We start from the raw sequence: 26,519 nt of genomic DNA on the forward strand, positions 1-26,519 counted from the left end.
TGGCAGGGGGTACTCCTGGCTGTTAACATTGACATCACTAATACTCAATTATTGTCGAAAAAATCGACACTGATGGACATATTCCATGGCTATTTCTATTAAGACTCCAGAAGATATTGAAAAAATGCGCGTTGCTGGCCGTCTGGCTGCAGAAGTGCTGGAAATGATCGCCCCGCACGTCAAGCCTGGCGTGACCACCGGCGAGCTGGATCGCATTTGCAACGACTATATTGTCAACGAACAGAAAGCAATCTCCGCCTGCCTCGGCTACCACGGATATCCGAAATCGGTCTGCATCTCTATCAATGAAGTGGTGTGCCACGGCATCCCGGATGACGAAAAACATCTGAAAGATGGCGATATCGTCAACATCGACGTGACCGTGATTAAAGATGAGTTCCACGGCGATACGTCGAAAATGTTCATCGTTGGCAAACCGACCATTCTCGGCGAACGTCTGTGCCGCGTTACCCAGGAGAGCCTGTACCTGGCGCTCAAAATGGTGAAACCGGGCGTGAACCTGCGCGAAATTGGCGCGGCGATTCAAAAGTTCGTTGAAGCGGAAGGCTTCTCCGTGGTGCGTGAATACTGCGGTCACGGCATTGGCCGCGGCTTCCACGAAGAACCGCAGGTGCTGCACTATGACTCTCGTGAAACCGACGTGGTCCTGAAGCAAGGCATGACCTTCACCATCGAACCGATGGTCAACGCCGGGAAGAAAGAGATTCGTACCATGAAGGACGGCTGGACGGTAAAAACCAAAGACCGGAGCTTGTCTGCGCAGTACGAGCATACTATTGTGGTGACAGACAACGGCTGCGAAATATTGACGTTACGCTCGGATGACACCATCCCGGCGATAATCTCGCACAACGAATAATGAAAAGCCGGCAAATGCCGGCTTTTTTTTGGGTAATCGTTTTTTCTTATGGGTGGCGCAATGAGTAACTCCATACCTGAACTGGCTTGTACCCCCCTCCCCACTCTGCCCGGCCAGCCGGACAACCCGGTACACTGGCCCGAAGACAGCCTGAACTGCGCCAATATCAAAAGCCGGCTGGAAGCCTTCCAGCGCTGGCTCGGCGTCGCGTTCGACGAAGGCGTCAGCGCGGAACAGCTCATCGAGGCGCGCACCGAATTTATCGACCAGATGCTCCAGCGCCTGTGGCTGCACTACGGTTTTGGCGAGGTTGAGGACGCTGCGCTGGTCGCCGTCGGCGGCTACGGTCGCGGCGAGCTGCATCCGCTTTCGGACGTCGACCTGCTGATCCTCAGCCGCAAAAAGCTGCCCGACGAGCAGGCGCAGAAAATCGGCGAACTGCTGACGCTGCTGTGGGATATCAAGCTGGAAGTCGGCCACAGCGTGCGCACGCTGGAAGAGTGCCTGCTGGAAGGGTTATCCGATTTAACCGTCGCCACCAACCTGATTGAATCGCGCCTGCTGATCGGCGACGTCGCGCTGTTCCTTGAGCTGCAAAAACACATCTTCAGCGAAGGCTTCTGGCCGTCGGAAAACTTTTTCCCGGCGAAAGTCGCCGAGCAGGAGGCGCGCCACCAGCGCTACCACGGCACCAGCTACAATCTGGAACCGGACATTAAAAGCAGCCCCGGCGGCCTGCGCGACATCCACACCATTCAGTGGGTCGCCCGCCGCCACTTTGGTGCCACCTCTCTTGACGAGATGGTCAGCTTTGGCTTCCTCACCGAGGCCGAACGCAACGAGCTTAACGAGTGTCTGCATCTGCTGTGGCGCATTCGCTTTGCCCTGCACCTTGAACTTAATCGCTACGACAACCGTCTGCTGTTCGATCGTCAGCTCAGCGTCGCCCAGCGGCTGAAATATGCCGGCGAAGGCAATCAGCCGATCGAACACATGATGAAAGACTTCTATCGCGTCACCCGTCGCGTGGGCGAGCTGAACCACATGCTATTGCAGCTGTTCGATGAAGCGATTCTCGCCCTGACGGAAGATGAAAAACCGCGCGCCATCGACGATGACTTCCAGCTCCGCGGGACGCTGATCGATCTGCGCGACGATACGCTGTTTATCCGCGAGCCGCAGGCTATTTTGCGGATGTTCTACATGATGGTGCGCAACAGCAACATCACCGGCATCTATTCCACCACGCTGCGCCACCTGCGCCATGCCCGACGTCATCTGACCGAGCCGCTGTGCTATATCCCAGAGGCGCGTTCCCTGTTCCTCAATATGCTGCGCCACCCCGGCGCGGTGAGCCGCGGCCTGCTGCCGATGCACCGCCACAGCGTGCTGTGGGCCTATATGCCGCAGTGGTCATATATCGTCGGCCAAATGCAGTTCGACCTGTTCCACGCCTATACCGTCGACGAGCACACCATCCGCGTGCTGCTGAAGCTGGAGAGCTTTGCCAATGAGGAGACCCGTTCGCGCCACCCGCTTTGCGTCGACCTCTGGCCGCGGCTCAACCATCCGGAACTGATTCTGATTGCCGCCCTGTTCCACGATATCGCCAAAGGGCGCGGCGGCGACCACTCGATCCTCGGCGCGCAGGACGTGCTGAAATTCGCCGAATTGCATGGTCTGAATTCGCGTGAAACCCAGCTGGTCGCCTGGCTGGTACGCCAGCATCTGCTGATGTCGGTCACCGCCCAGCGCCGCGATATTCAGGATCCGGAAGTCATCAAGCAGTTCGCCGAAGAGGTGCAGACCGAACACCGCCTGCGCTTCCTGGTATGCCTGACGGTCGCCGATATTTGCGCGACCAACGAAACCTTGTGGAACAGCTGGAAGCAGAGCCTGCTGCGCGAGCTGTATTTCGCCACTGAAAAACAGCTGCGTCGTGGGATGCAAAACACGCCGGATATGCGTGAACGCGTGCGTCATCACCAGATGCAGGCGCTGGCGCTGCTGCGCATGGATAACATCAATGAAGAAGCGCTGCACCAGATCTGGAACCGCTGCCGCGCCAACTACTTTGTCCGCCACACGCCGAACCAACTGGCGTGGCACGCTCGTCACCTGCTTAAACACGATCTCAGTCAGCCGATGATTCTGCTGAGCCCGCAGGCAACGCGCGGCGGCACCGAGATCTTTATCTGGAGTCCGGACCGCCCGTACCTGTTCGCCGCCGTCTGCGCCGAACTGGACCGTCGCAACCTGAGCGTCCACGACGCACAGATCTTTACCACCCGCGACGGTATGGCGATGGACTCCTTTATCGTGCTTGAGCCGGACGGCAGCCCGCTCTCCAGCGATCGCCACGAAGCCATCCGCTTAGGATTGGAGCAGGCGATTACCCAGCGTAGCTGGCAGCCGCCGCAGCCGCGTCGCCAGGCCGCCAAACTGCGCCACTTCTCCGTCGATACTGAGGTCAATTTCCTGCCGACCCATACCGACCGTCGGTCATTCCTTGAGCTAATCGCCCTTGACCAGCCGGGGCTGTTGGCGCGCGTCGGCCAGGTGTTTGCCGACCTCGGTATTTCGCTACACGGGGCCAGAATTACGACAATTGGTGAACGAGTAGAAGATTTATTTATAATCGCCACCGCCGACCGGCGTGCCCTTAATAATGAGCTGCAACAAGAAGTGCAACAACGGTTGACAGCGGCCCTCAATCCAAACGATAAAGGGTGACGTATTTTTATTAGTGAATGGAAAGAGTAAACAATGCAGCAATTACAGAACGTTATTGAGTCCGCTTTTGAGCGTCGCGCCGACATCACGCCGGCAAATGTGGATACCGTAACCCGCGAAGCGGTTAACCAGGTGATTTCCCTGCTGGATTCCGGCGCGCTGCGTGTCGCTGAAAAGATCGACGGCCAGTGGGTCACTCACCAGTGGCTGAAGAAAGCGGTTCTGCTCTCTTTCCGTATTAACGATAACCAGGTTATCGACGGTGCGGAAAGCCGCTACTTCGATAAAGTACCGATGAAATTCGCTGATTACGACGAAGCGCGTTTCCAGAAAGAAGGTTTCCGCGTGGTGCCGCCGGCTGCCGTTCGTCAGGGTGCCTATATCGCCCGCAACACCGTGCTGATGCCGTCCTATGTGAACATCGGCGCCTACGTTGACGAAGGCTCCATGGTGGATACCTGGGCGACCGTGGGCTCCTGCGCGCAGATCGGTAAAAACGTGCACCTGTCCGGCGGCGTCGGTATCGGTGGCGTACTGGAGCCGCTGCAGGCGAACCCGACCATCATCGAAGACAACTGCTTCATCGGCGCGCGTTCTGAAGTGGTTGAAGGTGTGATCGTTGAAGAAGGCTCCGTGATCTCGATGGGCGTCTATCTCGGTCAGAGCACCAAAATCTACGATCGCGAAACCGGCGAAGTGTTCTACGGCCGCGTTCCGGCAGGCTCCGTTGTCGTCTCCGGCAACCTGCCTTCTAAAGACGGTAAGTACAGCCTGTACTGCGCCGTCATCGTGAAGAAGGTTGACGCGAAAACCCGCGGTAAAGTCGGTATCAACGAACTACTGCGTACTATCGATTAATAAGATGCGAAAAAGCGGGGGCAACCCCGCTTTTTTTTATTCTTACGCTGGCGGAGTTTGATTTTTTCGTTAATTATTCAATAGTTAAATTAGATCAGGGGTACCGCTATGTACGATAATTTGAAAAGCCTGGGGATTACCAATCCCGATGAAATCGATCGTTACAGCCTCCGGCAGGAAGCCAACAACGATATCCTGAAAATCTATTTCCAGAAGGATAAGGGTGAATTTTTCGCTAAGAGCGTGAAGTTCAAATATCCGCGTCAGCGTAAAACCATCGCTGGTGATGGTCAGGGTTTCAAAGAAGTGCAGGAGATCAGCCCGAATCTGCGCTACGTGATTGACGAGCTGGACCAGATTTGCCAGCGCGATCGCAGTGAAGTCGACCTGAAGCGTAAGATCCTTGACGATCTGCGTCATCTGGAAAGCGTCGTGACCAATAAGATCAGTGAAATTGAAGCCGATCTGGAGAAGTTGACGCGTAAATAGCTGCATGTGGATGTATTCGTAGGCCGGGTAAGGCGCAGCCGCCACCCGGCGTTTTGCCTGATGGCGCTACGCTTATCAGGCTTACACAGACCGCACACTCTACGGTTTTATCATCGCTGCTCATCCAATTGCAGCGCAATATACAGCAGCAGCCTGTCGTCAAAATTCCCCAAATCCAGCCCGGTTAGCTCCGAGATACGGTTCAGTCGATACTCCAGCGTATTACGGTGAATAAACAGTGCCTTCGAGGTGGCCAGCGGCTGAACATTGTTGCGAAACCATGCTGTCAGGGTACGACGCAGCAGACCGTTGTTATCCATTGCTTTCAGGCGCATCAACGGGCGCGAAAGCTCGTTGGCCTGCCAACCACCGCGCAGGCTGTCGAGCAGCACCGGCAGCATCAAATCCTGGTAAAAATAGCTGCGGCTCTCGGGCATGCGCTGTTTGCCCACCATCATGGTGGTACGGGCAGTACGGTACGAGCGGGCAATGCTGCCCGGCCCGGTAAAGTAGTTGCCCAGCGCCACGCGAAAACGCAGATGGCCATTCTCTTTCATGCGTGAAATCAACTGCTCAACGCGCTTCTGGTGGTCTTCAGCATCCCAGCGGCCAAACTGATTGAGTGCCGGTTTCAGCACCACCATTTCAGTCAAAGAGACGATAGCAATCAGGTTGTTGCGCTCCGGCGTGGTCAGCGCGTTTTGCAACTGCTGTAACTCGGCCATGGCGCTGTCGACGCCAAGCTGCCCGCTGTCGACTTCAACGACCGCCGCCACGCGCGGCTGGTTAAGGTCGATTCCCAAACGCTGCGCCCATTCGGTCAACGCAGGGGTATTCTCCTCGGCCTGAATCAGATTCATGACCAGCTCTTCACGCAGACGGCTGTCCTGCGCCAGCAGATGCATCAGCCGCGACTGCTCGAGCATCATCTCCGCCGTCATGCACACCAGCTCGCCATATTTACGCAGCGTCTCCGGTTCGCCGGTCAGGCCGATAACGCCGACGATTTCCCCCTCCAGACGCAGCGGCAGGTTGATCCCTTGACGCACGCCATGCAGATGACGCGCCACCGCATCATCGATGTCTACGACCCTGCCCTGTGACAGCACCAGCAGCGCACCTTCGTGCAATTCCCCAATACGCTCGCGATCGCCGCTGCCGATAATGCGTCCACGGGCATCCATCACGTTAATATTGGTATCGATGATGCGCATGGTGCGCGCCACAATATCCTGCGCCATTTTAGTATCGAGATGCCAGCCAGCCATGAACCCCTCCTGTGAGCAGGTTACATGATAAGAAAGACAGGGGAACCGCGCACTGTGCAAATGCACAAAGCACAGCCGAGATCTATGGAGTTGTGGGGAGCTTCACATTACGAAAGGAAGAAACCCTTTCCCTTGATGGGGAAAGGGTTGAGGTCATGATTACTGCATCAGCAGGTAGATAGAGCTATCACCACGCTGGATGTTCAGCGCCAGAACGGACGGCTTGCTGTCGAGGATTTTGCGCAGCTCGGCGATGTTTTTCACCACCTGCTGGTTCGCGCCCACGATAATGTCGCCTTTCTTCAGACCAATCTGCGCGGCCGGGGTCCCGGCTTTCACCGTATTAACCACCACGCCTTTATCCTGGCCTTTGTTGCTCATTTCCGCACCTTCAATCCCGTTGAAAATGCTGCTGGACTCTACCTGAGTCTGGCTGCTCTGCTGCAGTTCCAGGTTCACCGTCACCGGTTTGCCATCGCGCAGCAGGCCGAGGGTGATTTTGCTGCCCACCGGCATGGTGCCCACCTGGGCGCGCAGCGCCGCGAAGCTGCTAATTGGCTTACCGTTCAGGGCGGTAATCACGTCACCGGCTTTGATGCCCGCTTTCGCCGCAGAGGAGTTCGGCATAACCTGGCTGACGAAAGCGCCGCGCTGAGCGTCAACTTTCATTGCTTTCGCCAGTTCAGAGTTCAGCTCGGTGCCCATAATGCCCAGTTCACCGCGTTTTACCTGGCCAAATTTCACCATCTGATCGGTCAGGTTTTTCACCATGTTGCTTGGAATGGCGAAGCCGATACCGATGTTGCCACCGTCCGGTGCAAGGATCGCGGTATTGATACCAATCAGCTCGCCGTTCAGGTTCACCAGCGCGCCGCCGGAGTTACCGCGGTTGATCGCCGCATCGGTCTGAATAAAGTTTTCGTAGTTTTCGACGTTCAGGCCGCTACGACCCAACGCGGAGACGATACCGGAAGTGACGGTTTCGCCCAGACCGAACGGGTTACCAATCGCTACGGTGTAGTCGCCGACGCGCAGAGCATCGGAATCCGCCAGCTTAATTGCCGTCAGGTTTTTCGGATCCTGAATCTGAATCAGCGCGATATCCGAGCGCGGATCTTTACCGACCACTTTAGCGTCGAACTTACGTCCATCGCTCAGCTGTACTTTAATCACGTTGGCGTTATCAACCACGTGGTTGTTGGTGACGACGTAGCCTTTGGCGGCGTCAATCACCACACCGGAGCCGAGGGCCATAAATTTCTGTTGCTGCTGCGGCTGGGCGCCACCGTTACCGCCGTTCGGGCCAGCGCCCTGACAGAAAGGTGAGCTCTGGAACGGTGAACCGTCCTGACAGAACGGCGAGTTGTCGCCGAAGAACTGCTGGAAATTACGGCCCATACGCGGTGTGTTTACCGTTGTGCTGCCCTCAACATTAATGCTGACGACAGACGGCATCACTTTTTCCAGCATCGGCGCCAGGCTAGGCATAGGCTGGGCAGCGGATGCGGTAGAAGATGCCGTCTCGGCCGCGCTAGCGGACAACGGAGACAGAGCCAGACTTAAACTAAGAGCCAGAGCACTCATTGCTAACGTGGTTTTTTTCATGTGTTTCAATCTCAATATCAGATTACGCAAAATTGCTGTGTTCGTGACTATCAGATTCGCTTTATGACACTAAGTTCCATTCAACTGCACGCGGGAAAAGTAAAAATTTATTGAGCGTCTTTACAAAACTTCTGATTATTCTACTGCCATCAGTCGTCGATATTCATCCCACGCGTAGAGGTCGGTCATTCCGCTGATATAATCCTGAAGCAGACGACAACGGTAATAATATTCCATCACCGGAAATTCAAGGGCGTCGCGTGAAATTTTATTCACAGCCTCAACATAAGCTAAACGATGTCGCGTTGAGAGCTTGCAAAAAAGGCGCGACTCAATGGGTAATCGACGCACCCGCTCGTGTTCCACCAGTTCACTGAAATCGCTTAAGGATAATTTAAGCAACGGCGCGTAAATATCCAGCAAGCCGCCAATAACACGGTAACCCTGCAATTCCAGCTGTTCAACTTCGTGATGGCTAAATACATGTTTTATAGCTACATTCTTATAAATATTCAGCAACTGACTATAGCTGCTTTCATCTTCCAGTAGTGCGTGATTAAAGTCACCAGCATAAATCTGTGGCAGATTTTCAATAAACCGCTGCGCCGCATAGGGCACCAGTTTATTTAATGTGTTCACCCGTAAATACATAAAGAACTGGTCTTCAGTACTGCGGCTTAATGAATTAGCGCGAGATTTATCCCAGGCATTTTCCACCACCTGTGCGAACAGTGAGCCTTTTGTATGCTCCGGCCAGGAATCGTATAAATGCTGATACAGCTGCTCAACGCTGAAGATTCGTTTTTCAACGGCATCCTCAAGGTCCGCAACACAATAAGAAATATCATCGGCCGCTTCCATAATCCAGGTTAATGGGAAGCGATTGTAAGGTGCTAAATCCAGTTCTTTACGTAAGCGCGAAATATAACCTTCTTCGGCCAGGTAGTAGCCCGGTTTTTTCATTAAATAGCTGTGGGTCGCTGGCGTCTCACCCACCCACCAGGCCGGGCGCGTATATTTCAGGATACACCCCACCTGCGCCCAGGTCAGGTTCATACGCATTAGCGTATGCACCAGTCGAACCCCCTGCGCGTTGCCTTCAAAGTGACACAGATCCTGACGCACCTTACGGCGCAACTCATTCAGCGTCTCTTCACCTTCGCGCAGCTGGAGGCTCACGACTTCACAGCGGTCATGGCTCAGCGGCTGGCGCAGCGCATCTTTCGGCGCCAGACGCTGGCTGAACCAGTCGTTGATTGCCGCTTCGCCAAAATGGCCAAACGGCGGATTGCCGATATCATGCATCAGGCAAGCCATCTCAACGATGCTTTCAAAAGGCCCGGTCAACTCGTCCAGACCGTAGGCCACCAGCAGCTTTTTCTCTTTCAGGCGGCTTAAAATCTCTTTGGCGATATAGCGCCCTACCTGCTGGACCTCCATCGAGTGAGTGAGGCGCGTGCGAACGGCGGCATTACGCTCCAGCGGGAAGACCTGGGTTTTCTGCTGCAAACGGCGAATCGCCGGCGAGTTGATGATGCGCCCACGGTCACTTTCAAAAATGCGCAGGATCTCATGCTCCGAGCTGACGCCTTGCGGTGAACGATAGCGCCGACGCCAGTTAATTTTGTTACGAAAATCAATCTTAGCCATAGCCTCTCCGTCGCGAGAAATGCGCTTCCCCTGAACCGCATGATAGACTATGCCTTTAAACATGGCACATCGCGAGTAAATCTATGAAAATCGGCATTATTGGCGCAATGGAAGAAGAAGTTACGCTGCTGCGTGACAAAATCGAAAATCGTCAGACTATCACCCTCGGCGGCAGTGAAATCTACACCGGCCAGTTGAACGGCGTGGACGTTGCTCTGCTGAAGTCCGGCATTGGTAAAGTCGCGGCCGCGATGGGCGCCGCCCTGCTGCTGGAGCGCTGCCAGCCGGACGTTATCATCAACACCGGTTCCGCGGGCGGTCTGGCGCCGACGCTGAAAGTGGGTGATATCGTGGTCTCCGATGAAGCGCGCTATCACGATGCCGACGTTACCGCATTCGGCTACGAAATCGGTCAGATGGCCGGCTGCCCGGCGGCGTTCAAAGCCGACGATAAACTGATTGCCGCCGCCGAAACCTGCATCAAGGCGCTGGATCTGAACGCGGTACGCGGCCTGATCGTCAGCGGCGACGCTTTCATTAACGGCGCCGAAGGGCTGGCGAAAATTCGTCGCAACTTCCCGCAGGCCATTGCCGTTGAGATGGAAGCTACCGCCATTGCCCACGTTTGCCACAGCTTTGCCGTGCCGTTCGTGGTGGTGCGCGCCATCTCCGACGTTGCTGACAAAGAGTCCCACCTGAGCTTTGACGAATTCCTGGCGGTTGCCGCGAAGCAATCGACGCTGATGGTTGAAACGCTGGTGCAGAAACTCGCACATGGCTAAGCGCTTGATGACAGGGCTGCTGGCCCTGCTGTTTAGCGCCCCGGCGTGGCTCTATGCCGCGCCGCGGGTTATCTCCCTCTCCCCTGCCAATACCGAACTGGCCTTTGCCGCCGGGATCACCCCCGTTGGCGTCAGCGCGTGGTCTGACTACCCCGCCGCGGCCAAAACGATCGAACAGGTCGCCTCCTGGCAAGGCATCAACCTGGAGCGCATCGTGGCGCTGCATCCGGACGTCGTGCTGGCGTGGAAGGAAGGCAACGCCGAGCGCCCGGTCAATCAGTTGCAGTCGCTCGGCATTACCGTGCTGTGGATTGACTCACACAGTATTGAAGACATCGCCGCCGCGCTACGTAAGCTGGCACAGTGGAGCCCGCAGCCGGAAAAAGCCGAGCAGGCCGCCGCCGAGCTGATGCGCGACTACACTCAACTGAAGGCGCAGTACGCCAATGCGCCGAAAAAGCGCGTGTTTATGCAGTTCGGTTTCAACCCTATCTTCACCAGTAACAAAAGCGCGATTCAGAACCAGGTGCTGGAGATTTGCGGCGGTCAGAACATCTTTGCCGACAGCCGCGTCGCCTGGCCGCAGGTGAGCCGTGAGCAGGTACTGACGCGTCAGCCGCAGGCCATTGTCGCCGCCGGTGACGAAAGTCAGATTCCGAAAATTCAGCGCTACTGGGCCAGTCAGCTCACAATCCCGGTTATTCCCCTTAATAGTGACTGGTTTGAACGGGCAAGCCCACGTATTATCCTCGCCGCAAAACAACTCTGTACTGCGCTGTCGCAGGTTCATTAATTGGGTAATTGGTCATGCTTGTCTACTGGCTTGATATTGTTGGCACCATTGTTTTCGCCGTCTCCGGCGTACTGCTGGCGGGGAAACTGCGCATGGATCCGTTCGGCGTGCTGGTTCTGGGCGTCGTTACCGCCGTCGGTGGCGGAACGATTCGCGATATGGCGCTCGCCAACGGCCCGGTATTCTGGGTAAAAGACCCGACCGACCTGGTCGTGGCAATGGTGACCTGTATGCTGACCATCGTGCTGGTGCGCCAACCGCGTCGCCTGCCGAAGTGGGTGCTGCCGGTACTCGACGCCGTCGGGCTGGCGGTGTTCGTCGGCATCGGCGTCAATAAAGCGTTTATTGCGCACTCCGGGCCGCTGGTCGCGGTCTGTATGGGCGTGGTGACCGGCGTCGGCGGCGGGATTATCCGTGACGTGCTGGCGCGCGAAGTGCCGATGATTCTGCGCACCGAAATCTACGCTACCGCCTGTATTATTGGCGGGATCGTCCACGCGACAGCCTATTACACCTTCAAAGTGCCGCTGGAAAACGCCAGTATGATGGGGATGGTGGTGACGCTGGCCATTCGTCTGGCCGCCATTCGCTGGCACCTGAAGCTGCCGACCTTTGCGCTGGACGACAACGGGCGCTAACCCTGCCTGCAAACAAAATTGCCCGCGGCTAAGCGGGCAATTTTAGACATTTGATCATCAAATGCTGAAGGAAGAACCGCAGCCGCAGGTGCTGGTCGCGTTCGGGTTGGTCACGATAAAACGTGAACCTTCCAGACCTTCGGTATAGTCAACGGAACCGCCTACCAGATACTGCAAGCTCATTGGATCAACCACCAGGCCAACGCCCTGTTTTTCGATGGTCATATCGCCTTCGTTGACCTGATCGTCAAAGGTAAAACCGTACTGGAAGCCGCTGCAGCCGCCGCCCGTGATGTACACACGCAGCTTCAGGTTTGGATTCTCTTCATCCGCAATCAGGACTTTTACTTTTTTGGCTGCGGCGTCGGTAAACTCCAGCGGCAGCGCTACGTCATCACTCATTTTATGCTCCCATTACTACAGCTAGTCTGGGCAAATAGTAACCCGACTCTTTGGGTCATTATCTAATACCCTGGTAAATCGTTCAAGTATTCTCCCCGGCAACCTGCCGGGCTTTTGCCTCTTGCTCGGCTTCCTGCTTGGCCAGCGTACGCGCCAGGATAGTGGCATAAAGTGGTTGTCCGCCGAGGAACTGCGCTAATAGCGTGGCACCGAGCCCGGTGATAATCATTGGCAAAATGAGCTGATAGTTATCGGTCATCTCCAGTACCAGCACGATACCGGTCAACGGGGCGCGAACGGAAGCCGCCAGCAGCGCGCCCATTCCGGCGATGGCGAAAGTGCCAGCGTCCAGATGATAAGCCGGAAACAGACTCGCCGCCGCCGTGCCAAACGCGGTCCCCAGCAACGTGCCCAACGCCAGCATCGGTGCGAAAATCCCGCCTGGCGCGCCGGAGGAGAAGCACAGCAGCGTGGTCACGACGCGAACAATGAACAAACACAGCAGCGCGCCGATGGTGTAGTTACCCGCCGCCGCAATCGGGATCAGGGTAAAGCCGCCGCCCGAGGCCGCCGGTTGAATCAGCCCCAGTACGCCGCAGCAACCGCCGATCAGACCGCCAATCAGCACCCATTTTTTAATATTGCCGCCGTGGATGCGGAAAAACATATCCTGGGTCTTCAGCACCATCGTGTTGAACAGCGGCCCAAAGCAGCCGAACACAATGCCCAGCACCATATACAGCCACAGCGTATTGACCGGCGCGTTGCTCAGTTTACCGACCTCAATCACCGGCGTTTCGCCGTTGAAGATGCGGAACACAATGCTCGACATGATAACGCCGGTAAACACCGCTTTAATTGAAATCAGGCTGTAGCGGAACTGCGGACGCATCTCTTCAATAATGAACAGTATGCCCGCCAGCGGCGCGTTAAAGGCCGCCGACAAGCCCGCCGCCGCGCCCGTTGCCAGCAGGGTGTGGCGCGCTTCTTCGCCGCGCTGGCGGAAGATATCGCTCACCATGCGCCCCACGTTGCCGCCGATCTGCACCGTCGGCCCTTCGCGTCCCAGCACCATACCGGCACCGAGCGTGCCCATGCCGCCGATAAATTTCACCGGCAACACGCGCCACCAGCGCACCGGACGTAACTCTTCCAGCGCGCCTTCAATTTCCGGGATCCCCGAGCCACCGGCCTCCTGCGCAAACCGACGCACCAGCCAGTAACCCAGCATCGCCAGCAGCGCCGACAGAATAAAGGCCAGCGGCCAGACGATAAACCAATGGTCAGCGACCTGCGCCAACGTGCCAATACGCGCGTTCATCACCCAGTTCACCGCATGCTCAAACGCCACGCCGACTAAACCCACCAGCGCGCCAACCACGGCGGCCATCAGGAGCACCATCAGCGGCGTTTTATCGCGATTCAACAATTTACGCACCACGTCACGGCGGCGTAAACGGACAATCCGTTGTGCCTCTAAAGGGGGTATTTCAGCTTTCATACCGTCATCACTAATTGGTAATACAAATAGGAAGGGGGAGCATTTTACCCACACCTGTGCGCTACGTCGCGAAAAAATTGCTTCAGGAGGGCTTTGTTGCAATCAGGCAAAAATTTCATAACCTCTACGGAATAATTTAGAATAGCGGACAAAACATTTTTCACGAACCAGGATCCTGGCAATGAGCAAATCTGAAAACCTCTATAGCGCAGCGCGTGAACTCATCCCTGGCGGCGTTAACTCGCCGGTACGCGCCTTCACCGGCGTTGGCGGCACGCCGCTGTTTATCGAACGCGCAGATGGCGCCTACCTGTACGACGTCGATGGTAAAGCCTATATCGATTACGTCGGCTCCTGGGGGCCAATGGTGCTGGGACATAACCATCCGGCTATCCGCAACGCGGTCATTGAAGCGGCCGAGCGCGGCCTGAGCTTCGGCGCGCCGACCGAAATGGAAGTGACCATGGCGAAGCTGGTGACCGAACTGGTGCCTACCATGGATATGGTCCGTATGGTCAACTCCGGTACCGAAGCCACCATGAGCGCCATTCGCCTGGCCCGCGGCTTCACTGGCCGCGACAAAATCATCAAGTTTGAAGGCTGCTACCATGGCCATGCCGACTGCCTGCTGGTGAAAGCCGGTTCCGGCGCGCTGACCCTCGGCCAGCCAAATTCACCGGGTGTCCCGGCAGACTTCGCCAAACATACCCTCACCTGCACCTATAACGATCTGGCGTCCGTGCGCGCGGCGTTCGAGCAGTATCCGCAGGAGATCGCCTGCATTATCGTTGAACCGGTCGCCGGCAACATGAACTGCATTCCGCCACAGCCGGAGTTCCTGCCGGGCCTGCGCGCCCTGTGCGACGAGTTTGGCGCGCTGCTGATTATCGATGAAGTAATGACCGGCTTCCGCGTGGCGCTGGCGGGCGCACAGTCCTACTACGACGTGGTGCCGGACCTGACCTGTCTGGGCAAAATCATCGGCGGCGGGATGCCGGTAGGGGCGTTCGGCGGCCGTCGTGACGTGATGGACGCGCTGGCGCCAACCGGCCCGGTTTACCAGGCGGGTACGCTCTCCGGTAACCCGATTGCGATGGCAGCGGGTTACGCTTGCCTGACCGAAGTGGCGCAGCCGGGCGTCCACGAGACGCTGACCGAGCTGACCAACCAGCTGGCGCAAGGCTTGCTGGATGCCGCACAAGACGCTGGTATCCCGCTGGTCGTCAACAACGTGGGCGGCATGTTCGGTATTTTCTTCACCGATGCCAAAGAAGTCACCTGCTATCAGGATGTGCTGAAGTGCGACGTGGAGCGCTTCAAGCGCTTCTTCCACCTGATGCTGGAAGAAGGGGTATATCTGGCGCCGTCGGCCTTTGAGGCGGGCTTTATGTCGGTTGCCCATAGCGAAGAAGATATTGATAACACCATCGATGCGGCGCGTCGGGTGTTTGCCCAGCTGTAAGGGATATACGCGCAGTTCCCCCTCACCCTCGCCCTCTCCCCACCGGGGAGAGGGAACCGTTCGGAACAGCCTTCACCTACGGCTCCAGCCCGTTTTTCCCCCTCGCCCCTTTGGGGAGAGGGGGGACGTTCCCTCACCCTTTCATCTAGCGGCTCTGCTTCCTCAGCAGATAGATAAAGTACGGCGCGCCGATAAAGGTCGACAGCAGCCCCGCGGGCACCTGATACGGAAACATCAGCATCCGTCCGCACCAGTCCGCAAATACCAGCAGCAGGCCGCCAACCAGGGCGGAAATCACCATATGCGGCATCGTCCGCCGGAACCCCATCATCCGCGCGATATGCGGCGCCATCAAACCGACAAAACTCAACGGCCCGATGGTTAACGTCGCTGCCGCCGTCAGGCTCGCCGCCAACAGCAGCAGCGCAATGCGGGTCGGCGCCAGCGCCATACCGATCGACCGCGCCGTGTCACCGCCCAGCGGCAGAATGGTGAGCCAGCGACGGCACAGCGGCACCAGCAGCAGTAGAACCACCATCGCGGCCGCCGACTGCATCACCTGCTTGCCGGTAGCGTTGTAGGTCGAGCCGGAAATCCACGTCAAAATCTGCGCCATACGCGGGTCGCCGCTGGCCTGTAGCATCATCAGCAACATGGTGAATGCGGTGCTCAACGCCATCCCCGCCAGCAGCATGCGGTGCGGCGAGAAGCCGCCGCGCCCGGCTGCAATCAGGATAATCAGCAGCGTGACCGCTGCGCCGACACTCCCGGCAGGCAGCAGCCAGCCAAAGGCGTTGCCCGGCACGATAAACAGCATCAGCACCACGCCAAATGCCGCACCGGAGCTAATACCCAGCACTTCCGGGCTGGCCATCGGGTTACCGGTCAGACGCTGAATAATGCAGCCCGCGACCGCCAGCATCATCCCGGCGATCAGCGCGGAGGCGATACGCGGCCAGCGCCACTGGAGCAGTTGATCCAGCAGCGAACCGCTGGCCCAGTGCCAGCCGTAAGCGTCACGCCCCAGCGACAACGCCGCAAATACGGTAATCAACAGAATGGCTAACCCGCCCAGCGCAAACCACGCAACGTTCTGCCGTTCGCGGGCAACGCTGTCGCTGGCATTCATTGCGGGCGCGCTCATGCTGCGCAAACGCGGTAGCAGCCACAGCAGCAACGGCGCGCCAATCAGCGCGGTGACGGAGCCGGTAGAGACCTCCATCCAGACTCGCGACAGCCACAGAATCAGTTGATCGGAGAGCCACAGGATCAGCGCGCCAATCAACGGCGCCAACAGCAGTCGGGAGAGCAAACGCCGCGCCCCCAGCATTTTCGCCAGCAGCGGCGCAAACAGGCCGATAAAACCAATAATCCCTACCGCGTTAACCAGTAAGGCGCTGATGACGATCGCCAGCGTTAGCGCCCCCAGACGAGCCAGCGACAGCGCCAGCCCGAGGTTACGGGCCACGCCGTCATCCAGCCCCATCAGCGTCAACGGGCGCAGCAGCAGCAACGTCAGCATCACGCCGCCCAACAGTTGCGGCCACAAACGCTGCACCACGCTCCAGTCGGTCTGCGTCAGCGTGCCGGTGCTCCACAGGAACATGCTTTGCAGCTGGTCATGGTGGAAAATCACCATCAGTTGGTTGATGGCACCACAGTAGAGGCTCACCACCAGACCGGCGAGAATCAGCGTGACCGGCGAAAGCCGTTTACCCCACGCGACGCCAAACACCAGCGCCCCGACGATGCAGGCCCCCGCCAGCGCGGCAAATTGCGCCGCCAGCACCCCCGGTATCGCCCACAGAGTGGTGATGGTCATACCGAGCTGCGCGCCAGTGGCCACGCCAAGCGTCGTCGGTTCTGCCAGTGGGTTACGCAAAACCTGCTGGAACAGCACGCCGACCAGCCCCAGCCCAGCCCCAACCAGCAGCGCAATCGCCAGGCGCGGCAGCAGGCTGTAGTGGAAAATCATCTGGTCAATGGCGTCGATATTCGGCTGACGCATCGCCTGCAACCAGAGCGAACCCGGCAGCGCGGTGCTGAAGTTAAACCAGGTCAGCGCCAACGCAGCAATAAACAGCAGCCCCAGCAACAGTGCAGCAAAGGGAGAGAAGGTCGTTTTCACGCATTGCCTCCCAACGCATTATCCAGGATACGGGCGAAATTCATCGCCGATAGCGTGGCGCCATAGAACCAGACCGCCGGTACGACCTGCATGCGGCCAGCGCGTACAAACGGCATCGCCTGCCATAACGGCGTGGCGGTCAAGCGGCGCATTTCCGCAGCGTTACCGTGGTCGAAACAAATCACATCGACGTCTTTATAGGCCGCCAGCCGGTCAATCCCCACGACCGTACTGCCCCAGAAGTTGGTTTCACCCTGCCAGGCGTTTTTAACCCCCAGACGGTCGAGAACTTCCTGGAACAGGCAGTTCGGGCCGAACACCAGCATATGACGCGAATCGAGCAGCGACATCATCAGCAGGGGGCGCTCCCCACGCTGACGGAAACGCGGCTTCAGTCCATCGATAAAGGCATCGAATTCCGCCAGATGGCGATGTGCGGCCGCTTGTTTACCCAGCAGGTCCGCCATTTCCATCAGCGAGCGTCGCGCCTGCGCCAGCGGCTGTTTCCCGTCGCTGAACGCGAAGCCACGCCCAGGCGCGATGCGCGCCAGCACCTCCGGCGAAGGGCCATAGCCTGCCGACCATACCAGCATCGACGGCTTCATTTGCGTCAGTAGCTCCAGATTGGGCTCCGTGCGCAAGCCAACGTCAATCACCGAATCCGGCAGCACCGGTTCGTTGACCCACATACGGTAGTTGGGAATATCCGCGACGCCGTAAGGCGTGACGCCCAGCGCCAGCATCAGCTCAACGGGTAACCATTCGAGCGCCACAATGCGCTCGTTGTTCATCGGCACGGCCTGCGCCGTTTGCATCCGCCACAACAGCGGCGACAGCGCCATCGCCGTCAGTAACCGACGGCGGCTAATCAGGTTTACGTCAGCCATCAATAGACAAAACTTACCGGTGCAGCACCGGCCGGGTGTGGCAGGATCCCCATCGGGATACCATAAATACGTTCCAGCGTGTCGCTGCGCATCAGTTCATCCGGCGTCCCCTGGGCAATCATTTCGCCGCCGCGCAGGGCCACCAGATAGTCGCAGTAACGCGCCGCCATATTGATATCGTGCAGCACCGCTACCACGGTCAGGCCGCGCTGCTGGCTCAGGCGATGTACCAATGCCAGCACATCGACCTGATGAGCAATATCCAGCGCGGACGTCGGTTCATCAAGCAGCAAGCAACGGCTATCCTGCGCCACCAGCATGGCGATCCATGCACGCTGACGCTCACCGCCGGACAGGCTGTCAACCAGGCGCTGGGCCAGCGGCTTCAGCCCCACCAGCGCAATCGCCTCGTCCACCTTTTCACGGTCGGCAACGCCAAAACGCCCTAGCGCACCGTGCCATGGGTAGCGGCCAATCGCCACCAGTTCACGCACCGTCATCCCTTCAGCGGGCGGCAGTTGCTGCGGCAAATAGGCCACCTTGCGGGCAAACGCTTTGCTGTTCCAGCTGTCGAGCGGCTGACCGTCAAGCAGGATCTCCCCTTCCGACGGCGGCTGATGGCGGCCCAACATTTTCAACAGGGTCGATTTGCCCGAGCCGTTGTGGCCGATGAGCCCGGTCACTTTGCCCGCAGGAAAGGTTAAAGAGAGAGGATGAAGCAGCGTACGGCCCGGAACGCGAAAAACGACCTGTTCGAGAGAAAAGGTCGTATCTGAATGAGTTGTGTTGTCCTGCATAACCGTCAACATGTTAAAGGGCGCGGAAAATCCGCGCCCTGGAGGTGGTTAGAAACGGAACGTTGCGGTCGCAACAACCTGACGTTCTGCGCCCCAGTAGCATGCGTATTCGCTGTAGCAGCTGGAGACGTAATCACGGTCGAACAGGTTATTGACGTTAACGGCAACAGATGATCCCGGTAGGCCGAAGCGACCCAGGTCATATTTCACCATTGCATCGGCAATCGCGTAACCCGCTACGCTAAACGCTTCATTTTTCTTCGCGGCAACGTTTTTGTAGTAGCTCACGGTGGAGCCGGTGTAACGCACGCCCGCACCGAAGGTCAGACCGCTCAGCGCCGTATCGTAGAAGGTGTAATCCGTCCACAGGGAAGCCTGGTTACGCGGAACTTCTGCCGGACGCTTACCTTTGAAGATCGTGTCTTCAGTGTACTCTGCGTCATTGTAGCTATAGGCAGCCGTTACGTTGATGTTTTCGTTAACCGCCGCTTTCGCTTCCAGCTCGATACCGCGAGAACGGATTTCCCCGGTCTGTACGCTGTACAGACCTGTCGGATCGTTCGGATCGGAGGTCAAATTTTTGTTCTTAGTCAGCTGATACACCGCTGCGGTCAGCACCACCGGCATATCTTTCGGTACATACTTCACGCCAGCTTCATACTGCTTGCCGCGAGACGGATCGAACGGCTTCCCTTCTTTTGTTGAACCGGAAGTCGGTTCGAAAGATTCGCTGTAGCTAAAGTACGGGGAAATACCATTGTCGAACAGGTAGTTAATCCCGCCACGCCAGGTGAACTGCTGGTCGTGGTTCATCGCTTCTGTACCCGTGCTGCGGGTCAGCGTTGACGTTTTCGCGTAATCATAGCGGCCGCCCAGCGTCAGTACCCACTTGTCCCACTCCATCTGATCCTGTGCATACAGGCCAGTTTGCTCCATACGGTTCAGAACCTGGTACTTCGCGTAAGGGCCGCTGACATCGATATTTGGGTTACCGTACTGCGGATTATTCATATCCAGTGCGTCGGCAGAACCATACAGCGCGTCAACATCATTGCGCATGCGAGAATAATCAACGCCGGTCAGCAGCGTATGATCGACTTCACCGGTCGCAAATTTAGATTGCAGTTGGGTATCAACGGTGAAGCCATTCAGATCCTCGTCAGAACGCACGTACTGACGGTTGATCTGGCCCGGCGCAATATAGCCGTAACCATATACCGAACGGTACAGCGTTTTCACCTGGTCGTATCGCAGGTTCTGACGCACGGTGAAGGTGTCGTTAAATTCGTGAGAGAAGTTGTAGCCCACCATCTGCTGGCGACGCTGCATCTTGTTATCTTTTTCACCTTCGTTGAAATCGGTCGGCAGCTTGTGCGCGATACCATTGGCATCAACGTAAGGAACCACGGTGCCTTCACGCGGCAACCAGCCGTAGTAGCCGGCATCCGGATCGCTCTGGAAGTTGCTCAGGAAGGTGAAGTTAGTTTTGTCATCCGGACGCCAGCTGAAAGACGGCGCCACGGCATAGCGGCTCGATTTCGCCATATCCTGCTGAGCATCCTGGCTGCGGCCTAAGCCGGTCAGACGGTAGGACCACACGCCTGCATCATCAATCGCATCGCTGAAGTCAAAGCCAGTCTGCCAGAGGTTATCCGTGCCCATCTTGAACTGAATTTCGCGCAGCGGTTCGGTAGTCGGACGCTTACTGACCATGCTCACGACGCCGCCCGGGTTGCTGTTGCCGTACAGCACGGAGGTTGGTCCACGCATCACTTCAACGCGTTCCAGGAAATACGGGTCCATAGAAACTTCAGAGTAGTTATTCCCCTGCAGTTTCATACCATCCAGGTACTGGTTGGTATTCACGGTTGTCGGTGCGGTGAAACCACGAATTGAAACCACATCATAGGTTGAGGAACTACCGCGCGTAGAAAAGACGCTCGGCGTATAGGCCATCGCATCTTTGACGGTTGTCGGCTGGCGCATGTCCATTTCCTGACGGGTAATGACCGAAACAGACTGCGGCGTCTTCTCAATCGGGGTATCCGTCTTAGTCGCCGTCGCGGAACGTTTTGCCGCGATCGTTGGTGCCGGGCCCCACGCGCTCTCTTGCGAAGCCGGAGCGGCGGTAACGGTAATGGTTTCTTCTTTCGGTTGTTCTGCTGCCTGCGCGTAAACAGACATGCCGCTAACCGCTGTGGCTACTACAACCGCGAGTTTACGCAGCGAGTGGGTTGGCTGAGCAGTTTTAAGACGTGCCATGGGTATTTCTCTGATGAAGTGAATGATAACGTAAACGAGAATTATTATTATAACGAGCAGCATGATAGGCGAAAAATTGCGTCGATAGCAAGCAATACGCGCCCCTACAAAAACTAAGGGGTTAAGAAACAAACAGATGAAATAATGAGGTTAAAAAAAAGAAAAAACCTGGATATAAAAAGGCCTCTGTCAGAGACAGAGGCCTTTTAGTGGGTGCATTACGCGATTAATTCCCGCCGAACATATCCTTGATCCAGCCGGCTACGCCGTCGCTCTCTTTCTTCTCTTGCTGCGGCGGCTGCTGTTGCTGCTGCGGCTGCGAGGAGGACGAGTCAAACGGGTTCGTCGACTGCTGCTGCTCTATCTGCTGCTGGCTTTGCTGGCACAGCGCATCCGGGTCGGTCGTCCAGACCGGCAGCATACGCATGCCGCCACCGCCGCAGATAAAGTTACCGCCTTCATCCACGCCCATATTGACCACGTCTTCTGGCGGCGTCAGATCCAGCGCAATCGGCGACTCGCTTGCCAGGTAACGCTGATAGATAGACATCGCACCGCTCGCGCCGTACAGCTTGGTGGGCTGGTTATTATCGCGACCTACCCAGGTGATCACCACTTCACGGCCATCGATACCAGCAAACCAGGTATCGACGTTGTTGTTGGTGGTCCCGGTTTTCCCTGCCAGATGCAGGTTCGGGTATTTCGCGCCCAGCTGACGACCGGTACCGCGTTGAACCACCTGCTGCATGGTCCACAGCGTCATGTACGCCGCCTGTGCCGGCACCGCACGCTCGGCCTGCGGGAAGCTCTGGTACAGCACGGTACCGTCTTCCGCAATCACCGAACGCAGCGCCGACAGGGTCGCGCGGTTACCGCCGCTGGCAATGGTCTGGAATGCCTGCGCCACTTCAATCGGCGTCAGGTTCAGTGCCCCAAGCAGCATCGCCGGTACGGCGTTGAGCTGGTCTTTCGGCACGCCCAGCTTCAGCCAGGTATCGGTGACGGCGGGCAGGCCCAGCGCCATACCGAGGTTAACCGTCGGCACGTTCATTGAACGCGTCAGCGCATCCACCAGCATTACCTGACCGCTGTAGCGGCGGTCATCGTTCTGCGGCGACCACACCTGGCCATTCGGCTGACGCAGCGAAATCGGCGCATCGGCAATCCAGGTGTTCAGTCGATACTGATTCGGCTGGCTCAGCGCGGTCAGGTAGGTTGCCGGTTTCGCCAGAGAACCAATGGAACGACGCGCCTGCATGGCGCGGTTGTAGCCCGCAAACTGCGGCTCTGCGCCGCCGACCATCGCACGCACTTCCCCACTAAAGCGGTCAACGACCACCATCGCGGTTTCCAGGTCGCTCAGCTTACGCTGTTTCTTCAGCGCCGGAATGCCTTCGGTGGCCGCTTTTTCAGCCGCATCCTGCGCCACGGAGTCAAAGGTGGTGAAAATCTTCACGCCGGAGAGATCTTTCACCTTATCGCCCAGCTTCGCCTGCAGCTCCTGACGCACCATCTGCATAAACGCCGGCTGTGGTGAAATCACCCCGCCGCGCGGCTGCACCCCCAGCGGACGCGCGCTCAGCATGTCGTACAGCTCCTGGTCGATCACGTTCTGCTGCTGCAGCAGACGCAGCACCAGGTTACGACGTTCCAGCGCCAGTTTCGGGTTACGCCACGGGTTATAAATCGACGCCCCTTTTACCATGCCCACCAGCAGCGCCTGCTGGTCAAGGCTCAGCTCTTCCACCGGACGGCCAAAGTAGTAGAGGCTCGCCAGCGGGAAGCCGCGAATTTCGTTGTCACCGCTCTGACCGAGGTACACCTCGTTCATATACAGCTCAAGAATGCGGTCTTTGCTGTAGCGGGCGTCCATAATCAGCGCCATGTAGGCTTCGTTGGCCTTACGCCAGTAGGAACGCTCGCTGGAAAGGAACAGGTTCTTCACCAGCTGCTGGGTCAGCGTACTCGCCCCCTGCACCGTCCGCCCGGCGGTCAGGTTCGCCAGCACCGCACGGCCCATAGAGTAGAAGCTGATGCCATCATGCTCGTAGAAGTGGCGGTCCTCGGTCGCAATCAAGGTATCGATCAGCAGGTCCGGGAAGCCGCTGCGCGGCACAAACAGACGCTGTTCGCCGTTCGGCGAGGACATCATGGTAATCAACCGCGGATCGAGTCGGAAATAACCGAACTGACGGTTGTTATCCATGTTTTCGATACTATCCAGACGCGCGCCGTCGAAGGTCAGACGCGCGCGCACCTGCCCCTCTTTGCTGTCCGGGAAATCGAACGGACGACGGATCATCTCGATGCTGTTGGCCTGCACGGTGAATTCACCGGGCCGCGTCATCGCCGTCACCTGACGATACTGGGTCGCCGTCAGCAGCTGAATCATCTCGTTCTTGCTGATGGCCATATCCGGCTCGAGGCTAACCATGCGGCCATACACCGCCGCCGGCAGCTGCCAGACTTTACCGTCAATGCGGCTACGGATTTTTTGATCCAGATAGACGCCATAGATAGCAATCAGTACCGCGAAGACGATCCCCAGTTTGACCAGGAACCAGAACCAGCGGCGTTTGCCGCGCGGTTTTTTCCCCTTGCCGCCTTTACGCGCACGTGGTTTTTCGTCGTCGTAGCCATCATCATCATAATCGTCGTCATACTCATCATCTCTGAGCTGTCGACGGCTTACCTTTTGTTTTGCCGGACGTGCAGGCTTGCCCTTCCGTCCAATCGGCTCGCGGTCATTCCCCGCCATGCTTTTTCTCCGCAACATTCAGGCATAAAGGCCTGATTCTCAATTCTTCTGTCACAGGACAGAAGAAGATATCTCTCAATTTTACGCTGTGTTTATGCCGGATGGCGGCTTCGCCTTATGCGGCCTACTCGCTTAAACGTAGGCCTGATAAGCGTAGCGCCATCAGGCAGAATACTTCTTCGTCCGCCGCGTTGGCGCGGTATTCGCCGGATCGTCCGGCCAGACGTGTTTCGGATAACGCCCTTTCATCTCTTTTTGCACCTCGCGGTACGCCCCCTGCCAGAACGCGCTTAAATCACGCGTAATTTGCAGCGGCCGCTGCGCCGGTGACAGCAGCTCCAGCACCAGCGCTACGCGCCCCTCGGCGATAGTCGGCGTACTGGCTTCGCCAAACATCTCCTGCATACGTACGGCAAGCGCAGGCGGATTATCTTCGTGGTAGCGAATCGCAATACGGCTTCCCGTGGGCACAGTGTAATGAGTTGGCAGCGAACTCACCAGACGTTGTCGTAATGACCACGGCAACCAGTCGAGTAGCGCCTGGTGAATATCCAGCGATTTCAGGCCACGCAGCGAATGTATGCCGCTCATCTGCGGCAACAGCCAACTCTCCAGTTCCGCCAGCAGCGACGCGTCATCCACCGCGGGCCATGCCTCATCCGGCAGCCACTGCGCCGCGCATTGTAACCGCAAGCGTAGCTGTTCCGCTTCGTTCGTCCAGTTCAACACGCTTAATCCTTTCTCGCGAATACCGGTAAGCATCGCCTGATGCAATTCACTTTCGGACGGCTTGGCCAATGGGCGTACACTCAACGTCAGTTGGCCAATTTGACTACGCCGCAGCGCTTTCAGCGTGCCCTGCACATCATCCCACTCAATGGTGTCGGATTGTTGAAGCAACGGCGGGCAGCGGCTGACCAGCGCGTCAATATCCACCGCGCAGGCCTGCAAAATACGCGCGTCCGGCGAGGCGCTGCCCTGCAACAGCAGCGGCGCAATCAACCACTCGTGACGGCCTAACGCATCGTCAGCATCCAGCATTGCCCCCATACCATTCGCCAGCTGATAGCGGCCTTCCTGGCCGCGGCGGCGGGCAATACGGTCAGGGAACCCCTGCGCCAGCAGCGGCGCAATGGCGTCCACATCCGGCTGCCCGGCGCGACGATTCAATCGTTTGCAAAGCTGCTGGCTGCGCTGCTGCCATGGCCCATGAGCGCGGGAAAACGCCTGCAGCAGGTCGCTATTGCCACCGCGCGGCGGTTCTTCAAGGATGGCCGCCAATCGGGCTGCCGTCGCCACCTCGTCGTCGCTTTGCGCCGCCAGCAGCATCGCAGCCAGACGCGGATCGATGCCAAGCGCCGCCATCTTTTGCCCTTTCACCGTCAGGCGTTCACCCTCCAGCGCCTGAAGCTGCGTCAGCAGCCGACGGGCCGCCGCCAGGTTCACCGCAGGCGGCTGATCGAGCCAGCGCAGTTGCGATGGGTCGGCACAGCCCCACTGCATCAGATCCAGCAGCAGCGAGGAGAGATCGCTTTGTAAAATCTCCGCATCGCTCTGCGCCGCCGCACGCTCGGCCTGCTCTTTCGCCAGCAGATGCACGCACACGCCCGGCTCCAGACGTCCGGCACGCCCCGCGCGCTGGGTCATCGAGGCCTGGCTGACACGCTGAGTGAGCAGACGCGTTAACCCGGTGCGCACGTCAAAACGCGCCACCCGCTCCTGGGCGCTGTCCACCACCAGACGAATGCCTTCAATGGTCAAACTGGTTTCGGCAATATTGGTCGCCAGCACCACCTTACGCTTGCCGGCTGGCGCGGGCAGAATGGCCTGCCGCTGTTCGCTCAGCGGCAACGCGCCGTATAAAGGGCACAGCAGCACATCATCGGCCACGCGTTCAGCAAGGTGATTCTGCACTCGCTGAATTTCACCGACGCCGGGTAAGAACAGCAGCAGCGAGCCGTGCTCATGACGCAGAAGCTCGGCCGTCGCGATCGCCACGGCCTCATCAAAACGCTGATGCGCGGGCAATGATTGATAGCGGCGTTCGACGGGGTAAGCGCGCCCTTCGGAAACCACAGTAGGCGCGTCCGGCAGCAGGCGCTGTAGACGGTCGTTATCCAGCGTGGCCGACATGATCAGCAGTTTGAGATCGTCACGTAGCCCCTGCTGAACGTCAAGCAGCAGCGCCAGCGCCAGATCCGCCTGTAAACTGCGTTCGTGGAACTCATCGAGGATCACCAGCCCCACGCCCGTAAGTTCGGGATCGTGCTGGATCATGCGGGTGAGGATCCCTTCGGTCACCACTTCTAAGCGGGTATTTGGCCCCACGCAGGTCTCTGCGCGCATCCGGTAGCCCACCGTCTCGCCCAGCTTCTCGCCGAGGAGCTCCGCCAGACGCTGGGCGACGTTACGCGCCGCTAGTCTGCGCGGCTCCAGCAGCAGGATGCGACCATCGATTCCGCCCTCGCGCAAAATTTGCAGCGGGAGCCAGGTGGATTTACCCGCGCCCGTCGGCGCGTTCAGCAACACCTGCGGGGCTTGCCTTAAGGCGTGGAGAAGTTCAGGAAGGACGCTTGCGACCGGCAACAGGGACACGAATGGCTCCAGAGGGTTAACATTAAACGGC

At 57.9% G+C, this 26,519-nt stretch carries 19 protein-coding genes; 8 read left to right on the forward strand and 11 right to left on the reverse strand.

Annotation, left to right across the window (positions count from 1 at the left end):
* The first annotated feature begins 85 nt into the window (after nt 1-85).
* The 4 genes from map to K7B04_RS00600 all read left to right on the forward strand — a co-directional run bounded on the left by map (nt 86) and on the right by K7B04_RS00600 (nt 4,960).
* Nucleotides 86-880 (forward strand): type I methionyl aminopeptidase, encoded by a 795-nt coding sequence (gene map, locus K7B04_RS00585; RefSeq protein ID WP_163447268.1) that lies wholly within the window; start codon nt 86-88, stop codon nt 878-880.
* 60 nt (nt 881-940) lie between these two features.
* Nucleotides 941-3,613 (forward strand): bifunctional uridylyltransferase/uridylyl-removing protein GlnD, encoded by a 2,673-nt coding sequence (gene glnD / locus K7B04_RS00590; RefSeq protein ID WP_223803280.1) that lies wholly within the window; start codon nt 941-943, stop codon nt 3,611-3,613.
* A gap of 33 nt (nt 3,614-3,646) precedes the next feature.
* The gene (dapD, locus tag K7B04_RS00595) at nt 3,647-4,471 is read left to right on the forward strand and encodes a 2,3,4,5-tetrahydropyridine-2,6-dicarboxylate N-succinyltransferase (RefSeq protein WP_052285401.1); all 825 of its coding nucleotides are present in this window, start codon (nt 3,647-3,649) and stop codon (nt 4,469-4,471) included.
* Nucleotides 4,472-4,579: 108 nt separating this feature from the next.
* Nucleotides 4,580-4,960, forward strand: coding sequence for a DUF3461 family protein (locus K7B04_RS00600; protein ID WP_065356560.1), 381 nt, complete (start codon nt 4,580-4,582; stop codon nt 4,958-4,960).
* Between the two features lie 110 nt (nt 4,961-5,070).
* On the opposite strand, the gene cdaR is transcribed toward K7B04_RS00600, so the two are convergent.
* The 3 genes from cdaR to dgt all read right to left on the reverse strand — a co-directional run bounded on the left by cdaR (nt 5,071) and on the right by dgt (nt 9,483).
* Complete coding sequence (gene cdaR / locus K7B04_RS00605) at nt 5,071-6,228, reverse strand: DNA-binding transcriptional regulator CdaR (protein ID WP_163447264.1); 1,158 nt, start codon at nt 6,226-6,228, stop codon at nt 5,071-5,073.
* Nucleotides 6,229-6,387: 159 nt separating this feature from the next.
* A complete protein-coding gene (degP, locus tag K7B04_RS00610) occupies nt 6,388-7,833 on the reverse strand; it encodes a serine endoprotease DegP (RefSeq protein ID WP_163447262.1) in 1,446 nt (481 codons plus the stop codon).
* Between the two features lie 135 nt (nt 7,834-7,968).
* Nucleotides 7,969-9,483, reverse strand: a complete 1,515-nt coding sequence (gene dgt / locus K7B04_RS00615; RefSeq protein ID WP_223803281.1) for a dGTPase — start codon at nt 9,481-9,483, stop codon at nt 7,969-7,971.
* 83 nt (nt 9,484-9,566) lie between these two features.
* Here dgt and mtnN point away from each other — a divergent pair, with 83 nt between their 5' ends.
* From mtnN to K7B04_RS00630, 3 genes are read left to right on the forward strand one after another with little or no spacing between them, the layout of a single operon-like run.
* The gene (mtnN, locus tag K7B04_RS00620; RefSeq protein ID WP_065356557.1) at nt 9,567-10,265 is read left to right on the forward strand and encodes a 5'-methylthioadenosine/S-adenosylhomocysteine nucleosidase; all 699 of its coding nucleotides are present in this window, start codon (nt 9,567-9,569) and stop codon (nt 10,263-10,265) included.
* A complete protein-coding gene (btuF, locus tag K7B04_RS00625; RefSeq protein WP_223803282.1) occupies nt 10,258-11,058 on the forward strand; it encodes a vitamin B12 ABC transporter substrate-binding protein BtuF in 801 nt (266 codons plus the stop codon). Before mtnN ends, btuF begins: the two co-directional genes overlap by 8 nt.
* Nucleotides 11,059-11,072: 14 nt before the next feature.
* Entirely contained in the window at nt 11,073-11,696 is a 624-nt protein-coding gene (locus K7B04_RS00630; protein ID WP_064547555.1) for a TRIC cation channel family protein, read from the forward strand.
* A gap of 57 nt (nt 11,697-11,753) precedes the next feature.
* Here the strand turns inward: K7B04_RS00630 and erpA are convergent, their stop codons facing one another.
* Together erpA and clcA are read right to left on the reverse strand one after the other, a co-directional pair.
* Nucleotides 11,754-12,098 (reverse strand): iron-sulfur cluster insertion protein ErpA, encoded by a 345-nt coding sequence (gene erpA, locus K7B04_RS00635; RefSeq protein WP_064547553.1) that lies wholly within the window; start codon nt 12,096-12,098, stop codon nt 11,754-11,756.
* Between the two features lie 82 nt (nt 12,099-12,180).
* On the reverse strand, nt 12,181-13,599 hold the full coding sequence (clcA, locus tag K7B04_RS00640; RefSeq protein ID WP_223803283.1) for a H(+)/Cl(-) exchange transporter ClcA: 1,419 nt from the start codon (nt 13,597-13,599) through the stop codon (nt 12,181-12,183).
* 181 nt (nt 13,600-13,780) lie between these two features.
* Between clcA and hemL the strand changes: the two genes are divergently transcribed.
* On the forward strand, nt 13,781-15,061 hold the full coding sequence (gene hemL, locus K7B04_RS00645; RefSeq protein WP_163447253.1) for a glutamate-1-semialdehyde 2,1-aminomutase: 1,281 nt from the start codon (nt 13,781-13,783) through the stop codon (nt 15,059-15,061).
* A 145-nt stretch (nt 15,062-15,206) separates the two neighbouring features.
* Here hemL and fhuB read toward each other — a convergent pair whose 3' ends face one another.
* The 6 genes from fhuB to hrpB form a co-directional block, all read right to left on the reverse strand.
* Complete coding sequence (gene fhuB / locus K7B04_RS00650; RefSeq protein ID WP_223803284.1) at nt 15,207-17,189, reverse strand: Fe(3+)-hydroxamate ABC transporter permease FhuB; 1,983 nt, start codon at nt 17,187-17,189, stop codon at nt 15,207-15,209.
* Nucleotides 17,186-18,076, reverse strand: a complete 891-nt coding sequence (fhuD, locus tag K7B04_RS00655; RefSeq protein ID WP_223803285.1) for a Fe(3+)-hydroxamate ABC transporter substrate-binding protein FhuD — start codon at nt 18,074-18,076, stop codon at nt 17,186-17,188. Before fhuD ends, fhuB begins: the two co-directional genes overlap by 4 nt.
* Nucleotides 18,076-18,873, reverse strand: a complete 798-nt coding sequence (gene fhuC, locus K7B04_RS00660) for a Fe3+-hydroxamate ABC transporter ATP-binding protein FhuC (protein WP_223803286.1) — start codon at nt 18,871-18,873, stop codon at nt 18,076-18,078. The genes fhuD and fhuC overlap by 1 nt, the downstream gene beginning before the upstream one ends.
* 48 nt (nt 18,874-18,921) lie before the next feature.
* Nucleotides 18,922-21,135 (reverse strand): ferrichrome porin FhuA, encoded by a 2,214-nt coding sequence (fhuA, locus tag K7B04_RS00665; RefSeq protein WP_223803287.1) that lies wholly within the window; start codon nt 21,133-21,135, stop codon nt 18,922-18,924.
* Nucleotides 21,136-21,361: 226 nt separating this feature from the next.
* Nucleotides 21,362-23,893, reverse strand: a complete 2,532-nt coding sequence (gene mrcB / locus K7B04_RS00670) for a bifunctional glycosyl transferase/transpeptidase (RefSeq protein ID WP_223803288.1) — start codon at nt 23,891-23,893, stop codon at nt 21,362-21,364.
* A 162-nt stretch (nt 23,894-24,055) separates the two neighbouring features.
* The gene (gene hrpB, locus K7B04_RS00675) at nt 24,056-26,488 is read right to left on the reverse strand and encodes an ATP-dependent helicase HrpB (RefSeq protein ID WP_223803289.1); all 2,433 of its coding nucleotides are present in this window, start codon (nt 26,486-26,488) and stop codon (nt 24,056-24,058) included.
* Between the last annotated feature and the right edge of the window lie 31 nt (nt 26,489-26,519).

Origin of the sequence: Kluyvera sp. CRP, assembly GCF_019930565.1 — a bacterium.
GTDB lineage: Bacteria > Pseudomonadota > Gammaproteobacteria > Enterobacterales > Enterobacteriaceae > Kluyvera > Kluyvera georgiana_A.